This is a genomic window from Streptomyces sp. 150FB (assembly GCF_000818195.1).
Classification (GTDB): Bacteria; Actinomycetota; Actinomycetes; order Streptomycetales; family Streptomycetaceae; genus Streptomyces.
On sequence record NZ_JTHL01000001.1, the window covers coordinates 106348 to 114318 of the forward strand.

The 7971-nt window shown below is 69.2% G+C and carries 7 protein-coding genes and 4 pseudogenes; 4 read left to right on the plus strand and 7 right to left on the minus strand.

From position 1 onward, the window contains the following. Positions 1–1077: kelch repeat-containing protein (locus QR77_RS41960; RefSeq protein WP_347359760.1), on the plus strand; the 1077-nt coding region annotated here is incomplete at its 5' end. Positions 1078–1284: 207 nt separating this feature from the next. Here the strand turns inward: QR77_RS41960 and QR77_RS00270 are convergent. From QR77_RS00270 to QR77_RS48035, 3 genes and pseudogenes are all read right to left on the minus strand, one after another. Continuing rightward, entirely contained in the window at positions 1285–2157 is an 873-nt protein-coding gene (locus QR77_RS00270) for an aldo/keto reductase (RefSeq protein ID WP_040019116.1), read from the minus strand. Between the two features lie 139 nt (positions 2158–2296). Continuing rightward, positions 2297–2389: pseudogene (locus tag QR77_RS47290) on the minus strand (IS5/IS1182 family transposase); the annotation flags it as partial. Positions 2390–2612: 223 nt separating this feature from the next. Beyond that, positions 2613–2769, minus strand: a pseudogene (locus QR77_RS48035) (IS5/IS1182 family transposase); the annotation flags it as partial. Positions 2770–2923: 154 nt separating this feature from the next. Here QR77_RS48035 and QR77_RS00275 point away from each other — a divergent pair. Then, positions 2924–4999, plus strand: coding sequence for an alkaline phosphatase family protein (locus QR77_RS00275; RefSeq protein WP_040019117.1), 2076 nt, complete (start codon positions 2924–2926; stop codon positions 4997–4999). Positions 5000–5196: 197 nt separating this feature from the next. Here QR77_RS00275 and QR77_RS00280 read toward each other — a convergent pair whose 3' ends face one another. Further along, positions 5197–5430 carry a hypothetical protein gene (locus QR77_RS00280; protein WP_150130327.1) on the minus strand — a complete coding sequence of 78 codons (234 nt, stop codon included), beginning with the start codon at positions 5428–5430 and terminating at the stop codon, positions 5197–5199. A gap of 384 nt (positions 5431–5814) precedes the next feature. Here QR77_RS00280 and QR77_RS44745 point away from each other — a divergent pair. Continuing rightward, positions 5815–5913, plus strand: a pseudogene (locus QR77_RS44745) (RNA polymerase subunit sigma); the annotation flags it as partial. Between the two features lie 88 nt (positions 5914–6001). Here QR77_RS44745 and QR77_RS00290 read toward each other — a convergent pair. From QR77_RS00290 to QR77_RS00295, 3 genes are all read right to left on the minus strand, one after another. Further along, positions 6002–6547, minus strand: a complete 546-nt coding sequence (locus QR77_RS00290) for a pyridoxamine 5'-phosphate oxidase family protein (protein ID WP_040019120.1) — start codon at positions 6545–6547, stop codon at positions 6002–6004. 515 nt (positions 6548–7062) lie between these two features. Further along, a complete protein-coding gene (locus QR77_RS49725; RefSeq protein ID WP_269084304.1) occupies positions 7063–7188 on the minus strand; it encodes a hypothetical protein in 126 nt (41 codons plus the stop codon). 156 nt (positions 7189–7344) lie between these two features. Next, entirely contained in the window at positions 7345–7608 is a 264-nt protein-coding gene (locus QR77_RS00295; protein WP_040019121.1) for a hypothetical protein, read from the minus strand. An 8-nt stretch (positions 7609–7616) separates the two neighbouring features. Here QR77_RS00295 and QR77_RS00300 point away from each other — a divergent pair. Next, positions 7617–7971: pseudogene (locus QR77_RS00300) on the plus strand (hypothetical protein); the annotation flags it as partial.

Below are 7971 nucleotides of genomic sequence, written 5' to 3' on the forward strand. Positions count from 1 at the left end.
GCGGGGGGTGCCGCCGGCTGGACGACCGCCGACAGCCTGCCGACAGGAGTGTTCGACAGCGGCACCACGTCCCTCGACGGGAAGGTCTACACCTTCGGCGGGATCGACGCATCGAACATTCAGTTCACGTCATACGTCCACGACCCGGCCGCCAACGGCTGGCAGCGGCTCGCCAACATGCCCGAGCAGTTGGAGAAGCCCGGCGCGGAGGCGGTCGGCGGCCAGATCTACGTCTTCGGCGGCTGGGACAGCACCCAGAACGCGTCCGCCGCGGTGTTCCGCTACGACCCGAAGCACGACACGTGGTCCTCGGCGGCGCCGCTCCCCGCAGGTGTCGTCGCGAGCGGATCGGCGGTCCTCGGCGGCAGGCTCTACGTCGTCGCGGGATGCGGCGGCAACTGCCTCCCGGCGTCGCAGGCGACCTACGTCTACGACCCGGTCACCGACGCCTGGAGCCGGTCGGCCGACTACCCCGTCGCCGACTCGTGGCTCTCCTGCTCCGGCATCGCCGGCCAGGTCGTCTGCGCCGGCGGGACCGACCCGGTCAGCGGCGCGGAGACGAAAGCGACGTACGCCTTCGACCCGGTCACCGGCGCGTGGACCGCGCGGGCCGATCTGCCGTACCCGGCCTGGGGCATGGCCGCCGCCTCCTCCGGTGGCCGGCTGCAACTGGTGGGCGGCGTCAGCGGCGGTGCCCTGACCGACCAGGCCGAGGAGTACGACCCGGGCACGAACTCCTGGTCGGCTCTGCCGGCGGCGAACGCACTGGTCTACCGGGCCGGTGGCGCCTGCGGACTGTACGTCGTCGGAGGCTCGGACAACGGCAGCGATCCGGTCGCCGGCGTCGAACAGCTCCCCGGCTACGACGACTGCGGCAGCTCCGGCGCGGCCACCTGGCTGACGGCGCCGCACACTGTCACCGTCGCTCCGGGTGCCACGGTCAGGATCCGGGTCACCCTGAACGCGGGGAAGGTCGACCAGGCAGGCACGTACACGAGTGGTCTGACCGTCGGCAACGACTCGCCGTACGCCGTCCCGGCGCTCGCCGCCACGCTGAAGGTGACGGGCAAACGCTGACACCGGAAAGCTGACCGGCCCGCGACTGCCCCGCACGGTCAGAACCCGACGGGGCTCCCGGAGTGTGACCCGGGGCCCCGTCCGGGCCTCACCGAGGACGCGGACAACGTCGACTCGCGTGCCACACCCGAGAGGTCCGTCCAGAACCAACGCTCCAGGATCGACGGCTCCGCCGGCTCCCCGGGGGCGCCGGGACGTAGCCACGCCTCAGACGGTGTCGAGCTCCCTCAGTTCGGCATCGTCCAGCACAAGATCGACCGCTGCCGCCGAGTCGCGTACGGTCTCAGGTCGCGTGGATCCGGGGATCGGGATGACCATCGGTGACTTGGCGAGCATCCAGGCCAGGCTGACCTGCTGGGGGCTCACCCCGTGTGCCTGCGCGACCCGGGCGAACCGATCGTGGACGGGGTTGCCGTCGTACGACGCGGAGAGGCCGCGGATCGGCGCCCAGGGCATGAACGCGATACCCAACGCGTCGCACCGCTCAAGTTCGGGTTCACTGGAGCGGAACCCGGGGGAGAACTGGTTCTGCACCGCGACGAGCCGTCCGCCCAGCGCGTCGTTGGCGAACTCGATCTGGGCGGGATCGGCGTTGGAGATGCCGGCCATCCGGATCTTGCCGGCGTCGAGCAGATCACCGATCGCGCCGACGGAGTCCGCGTACGGCACGTCCTTGTCGGTACGGTGCAGGAAATACAGGCCGATCGCCTCGACACCCAGCCGCTTGAGCGATCCCTCACAGGCCGCCTTGATGTGCTCGGGACGGCCGTTCACCACCCAGATGTACGGACCGGGGTTCAGATCAGGGCGCATATGACCGCCCTTGGTGGAAACCAGCACCTCGGACCCCCGGCTGTGGGAGGACAGCGCCTTGGCGATCAGTTTCTCGTTGTGCCCGATCTCGTCGTGTCCGGCCAGGTGATAGGAGTCCGCGGTGTCGATGAGGTTCACGCCGGCATCGATCGCCGCGTGGATGGTGGCGATCGAACGCGCCTCGTCGGGCCGGCCCTCGATCGACATGTTCATGGCGCCGAGCCCGACCGCACTGACCTCGGCGGTACCGATATGGCGTGTCAGCATTCCTGACGCATCCTTTCCGGCTGGAAGAGTCCCTTGAGTGGCTTTTGCCCGGTGATCTTAGGGTCGGCGGCTGCCATTCGTGAGCGCACCAGGCCGGAACTCCGCCGGTATCGACGCGATCGGCCTCAACCGGGCCGAGGGTGACGTCCACGGCCCACCTGATCAGCCGTTTGTGAGCGGTCCGGAACGAACCCAGCTCGTCCGGCAGGTCCCGCCAGGGAGTGTTCGACCTTGCGTTCGAAGCGGCGCTGGGGGCGGCGGCAGTGGACCGCCCTCGTCCCCGCGCCTGCCGCCACGTCCGCACCGAGCGGACACTGAGGCGCAGGTCTTTGAAGATCACCCGGCTCGCCTCACCCCGGGCGAACCGCCCGGCCGCCCGGCCGCCCGGAGCCCGGCCGCCCGGAGCCGTAACTGCTCGAGAGACTGCTGTCGTTCAGCGGTCGGCCCGCCCCCTTGGGGCGCCCGCGTGTGCCACGGATGCGGGGTATCGCGTCCGGCAGCGGCGTCAACTGTTGTGACGTCATGGTGGTTTCCGCTGGTCAGCGTGGCACCCAAGGGGGTGACGTGGTGTGTACGCGTGGGGCTCGCCCGGTCGGCCGGCGAAGGTCCGGTGTGAGCCCCCCGTTCGGCGTTCGGACAGCGCGGCCGTCGACGGCCGCGCTGATCATCGCTCAGCCGGTGTTCACACTGCGTTGGTGTCCACCAGCTTCGATGAGCGGGTCGCGGTACCCATCTCCGACCATTCACGCCTGTATGAGGAGCTTCCATGACTCCAGATCCGATCACCCCGGCGCCCGAGCCCGACGACAGACCAGAGACGACGACCGGCACCACCCGGCGCCGGTTCCTCCAGGGCACGGGCGTCACCGCCGGTACGCTCGCGCTCGGCGCGACCGCCGGGGCGGGCGAGGCGTTCGCCGCCGCGAGGCCCAAGTACGTTCTGCCGAAGGGCTTCAAGGGCAACATCTCCGACCTGAAGCATGTCGTGATCCTGATGCAGGAGAACAGGTCGCTCGACCACTACTTCGGCACGTTCCCCGGCGTACGCGGCTTCAACGACAAGCAGGCGCTGCGGTTCCAGGACGGCAGCACGGTCTTCCAGCAGAAGGACAGCGACGGCAACGTCGTCACCCCGCAGGTCGACGACGGAGCCTGGGGGAACGACCACGGAGCGTGGGGCGACGTCGACCACCGCAAGTGGGATCTGTGGGCACAGCACAACGGTGCGAGCTGTATGAATTACCACAGCGACACCTACATGGGCTTCTACCACTCGGTCGCCGCCCAGTACACCATCGCCGACCAGAACTTCTGCTCCGAGTTCGGGCCGACCGACCCGAACCGGAAGTACCTGTGGAGCGGTACCGCCAACAGCGAGACGGGCAACACCGATGAGTCCAACTACTCCCGCCCCTGGACCACGGTGGCCGAGCAGCTCCAGCAGGCCGGCATCGACTGGCGGCTCTACTCCGACAACAGCGGCGACGGTCGGCAGGGCTACATCAGCAATTGGGTCGGCGACTACGGCGACAACGAGCTGAAGTACTTCAAGGGGTTCGACCCGGAGGGGCTCAGCGCCGACGACCCGAAGCTGCGGCCCGGCACAGGGCTCATCTGGCGTGCCAACGCGACGTACTACTCCGGCATGACCTCGCCGAACGACGACTCCGACGACAACCTCGACGCGGTCCTGAAGAACTTCGATGACGCCTGCCGGCCCGGTGCGGAGCACCCGCTCCCGGCGGTCTCCTGGATCGTGGCGCCGTACGGCTGGTCCGAGCACCCGAGCGCCGACACCCTGCACGGCGAGCGTTACGTCAAGAAGGTGCTCGACAGCCTGCAGAGCAACCCCGACATCTGGAACCACACCCTCTTCATCCTCAACTACGACGAGAACGACGGAAAGTTCGACCACGTCCTGCCGCCGTGGCCCGAGCCGGGCACGGCGCGCGAGTACGTCGGCGACTACCCGCTCGGCTTCGGTCCGCGGGTCCCCATGCTGCTGGTCTCGCCGTGGACCCGCGGCGGGTACGTCGCCTCGGAGGTCTTCGACCACACTTCGGCGATCAAGTTCCTGGAGACCTGGGCGGCCCACCTCGGCAAGCCGTTCCGCTCCCCCAACATCAGCGACTGGCGGCGCTCGATCGCGGGCGACCTGACCAGCGCGCTCGACTTCACCCGCCCGCAGCCGGGGCCGACCGTCTTCCCGGACCCGCTCGCGGAGCAGAAGCTGCCGATAGCCGCCGACCACATGAAGCCGCGTCCGCTGAGTTTCCATCCGCACGCGACGATCTCGGAGGACCGCGCGTCGGGGACGGTCACCGCCAGGATGACCCTGACCGGCGGCCCCAAGGACAAGGCCCTGAGCTTCCAGGTCTTCCCCGACAAGTACCAGGCGTTCTCCAGCACGCCGTTCACCGTGACCGCGGGCAAGCCCCGCGAGTACACCTGGGACGCGAGGGCGACCGACGGCAAGTACGCGTTCTCGATCTACTCCAACGACGGCTTTGTGCGCTCCTTCGCCGGCCAGGTCACGCCCGCCGGAAAGAGGGAAGGTGGCCTCCCGCGCGTGGAAGCCGACCTGCCGAAGGGCGGGGACTCCAGGCACGAGGCTCGGATGAGGCTCACATTGCACAACGACGGCACCAAGCCGGTGACCTACACGCTCACCGCCAACGACTACCTCGGCCGTACTCAGAAGGTCACGGTGGCCCACGGCAGGACGAAGGCCGTCATGTGGCCGACCCAGGAGGGCTACTACGACGTGGTCCTCACCGTCAGCACCGACACCGCCTGGACGCAGCGTTACGCCGGCCGGATCGCCACCACCGGAAAGGACTGACCGCCCGGGACCTCCGTGGCGCGGCGGCCGCCCTGGCCGCCGTCGCCACGGGCGATTTCGGTTCGCGAGCCGAAGCAACCCGGCATGGAGGCCACTCCGGCCTCACCCACCCTGGAGAGGCCGGAGTGCGGTGGAGATCAGCGCATCAACGGCGTCGCACGCGCCACCAAGGTCGCCGGCAGTGATCGAGACTCGCCCTACTTCGGGGAGAGCCGCAGCTTCGCGGTGTCCCCCGCGATGGCGAGAACGGCGATCGACAGCTCGTCGACGGTGGAGGCCCCGCCCTGGTCGGGGCGCTGATCGAGCAGATTGGTGGTGAATCCGCTCGCGTCGACCGAGCTCAGGTCCACGCCCTCGGCATCGACGGCGCTCACCGTGAACGGGCCCGTCCCAGGGCCGGCGGTGCCCGGGAGCTCGGTGCCCTTCGTCACGACGACAGTGCAGCGTCCGTCCGCACACGCCCGCAGCTCGGCCGGTGTCGACGGCTTCATGGGCTTCACCGCTGTCGGCGACGGCGATGAGGAGGGCCGCGTGGGCGTTGGCGAGGCGAGGCGAGCGACGGTTCGGCCGAACGCGAAGGTGCGGCCGGCGCGGGCGCCCCCGCGTCGTCGCCCGATTCGGATCCGCAGCCGGTCAGCGCGGCGGCGAGGACCAGGAGGGCGCAGACGGTCCCCGCCGCGCCGCGCGCCGCAGACAGCCCGGCGCTACGGCGGCAGGTCGATGATTCCGATGTGGTCATGGAGCCGTTCTACACACGGGCGTCCGGGAGGGGTCCCGCGCGCCCATCACCCCCCGGTGTCGACCCGGTTCTCCCTCACGGCCTGGTGCGCGAGCGCATCCGTCAGATCGAGAAGCACGCGCCGGTCGAGCTGAAGAAGCTCGCCCGCGGTACTGGCTTCGAGTCCGCGGCGTAACCCCGGGCAGGGTTGTGCCCCGCCCCTCACAAGCAGCCCCGGCACACCTTCCCCCGGGCGGCCGAGGGCTTCCCTGTGCACGGGCCCGCTAGAAGGTGTAGCGGGTGTGGCTGAACACCTGGCCGTCGTGCCCGAAGCCGTACGCCGTGCCGGGTGCCACCGCGAACAGCAGGACGTTGCCCGTACGGAAGCCGTCACCGAAGCCGTAGAAGATCCCCTCCGGCGAGGTGATGTGGTCCCCGTACTGCGTCTCGAACGCGGCGACGACCTCCTCCTGCCGCGCCGGATCCGTCACCCGCTCGGCCGTGCCCTCGACCACGATGTCGAGGCCGTCGGAGAGTGAGTTGTGCCCTGTGGTGAGTACGCAGTGCGCATTGCCGGCCAGGTTCTTCGCCTTCTGCTCGCCCGGCCCGGTGCCGAAGTGCAGCGCCCCGTCGTGCCAGGCAGCGATCAGCGGCGTGACGTGCAGCCGGCCGTCCGGCCGGACCGTGGTGATCCAGAAGACCTCGGCGGCGCGCAACTCGCGCTGGGCCTCGGCCCAGTCGGTGGCGGTGACGCTCCCCGCGCCCGGGCGCGGGTTGAGCGCGGAACTGTAGCGGGCGTCGAGCTCGGTCCCGGGCTGCTTCGCCGTCATGCGGAACTCCCTTCCCTCTTCCTGTAACGAAGGCTACGCAGCCCGGCCGGGCGGCGCTCAGGCTCGGCTCCCGGCAGAGATCAATGAGCACGAGGAACAGCACAAGCAGGACCTTGCGCTCGCGAAATACCGCCACTACCAGCACGGAACCCGTCCGGCCCTGCCGCCCGCCATCTCATCGCGTTCTTCGCGAGTGTCGACGGATGCCTCAGCGCCGCATCCTCCGCTCGGCCCGCCCGGGGCAGCGACCAGAGGGTACGGGCGCTGCCGGCCGCTCGCGCCAGGACCCTCCGCCTCAGCACCGCGAACTACTGCTGCTTCACCGACCCGAGCGAGACCCTGTGTCCGCAGTAGCCGGCCGGCACCCCAGCTACGCGTCCCGTCAACGACGACACTCTGTTCCGCCAAACGGGGCGCTCATCCGCCACCTGTGGCGCCCATCGCCCCCGAAGCTGCCGGCCTCAGTACTGACAAGCACCACTGCTACGCGGAAACCGAGAGAGCGCAGCGGGACCTCAGGGGGCGATCCTCTCAGCCACGAGGACGTAGTCGAAGACCAGCACGAAGATCAGCGTGACGTCCGAATACTTCACGACATACTTGCCCCGCGGTCTGCCGCCCTCCGGGCTGTGTTTCACCATTTCAACAGGGCGGCTGTGTCGGTCGACCCTCCACTCTTCGCGAGCATCCTCCCCAGCGGCTTGTTGTGCTGGTCGTACTTGCCGGGGAACCGGGACTTGGTGTCGTCATGTCGTCGATGTCCATCCACATGGCATCGGCGATGGGGCCCTGGCCGATCAGGTCCCGCTGCCTCTGATGCCACGCCCGCGTCTCATGGCTGCAACCGGTGCTGTAGAGCTGTGGAGCTGTAGGTGATCGTCGCGCTCCATGCGGATCGTCGTCACGACCGCGAGCCCGGCCGAGATGCCCACCGAGGTAGCCGTAACCCCCAGTTCGACCTCGGCCTTGGTCTTCATACCGAAGATGATGTCCGCCGGCACGTCACGGGCGTCCGCGAACTCCCGCATGACATCAGCCATCTCGCGGTAGTCGTCGGACAATGATCGTCATGACGTCCCTCCACTCCAACCCGCTCTTCACCCGGCTCGCCGATGCCGAACGGATCCTCGTCGCGGGCGCGGGCGGCGGCTTCGACATCTACTCCGGCCTGCCGTTGGCGCTCTCCCTCCTGCATCAGGGCAAGCAGGTGTATCTCGCGAACCTCTCCTTCAGCGCACTCGCCGGTCTCCCGATCGACGACTGGGTCGCCCCTGATCTGGCCGCCGTCACTCCCGACTCCGCTCCGCACCAGAGCTACTTCCCGGAGCGGACCCTCGCCCAGTGGCTGCACCGGCACAGCTACCCGTCCACCCTGTACGCCTTCCCCCAGACCGGGGTACGCCCGCTGCGCGCCGCCTACCGAG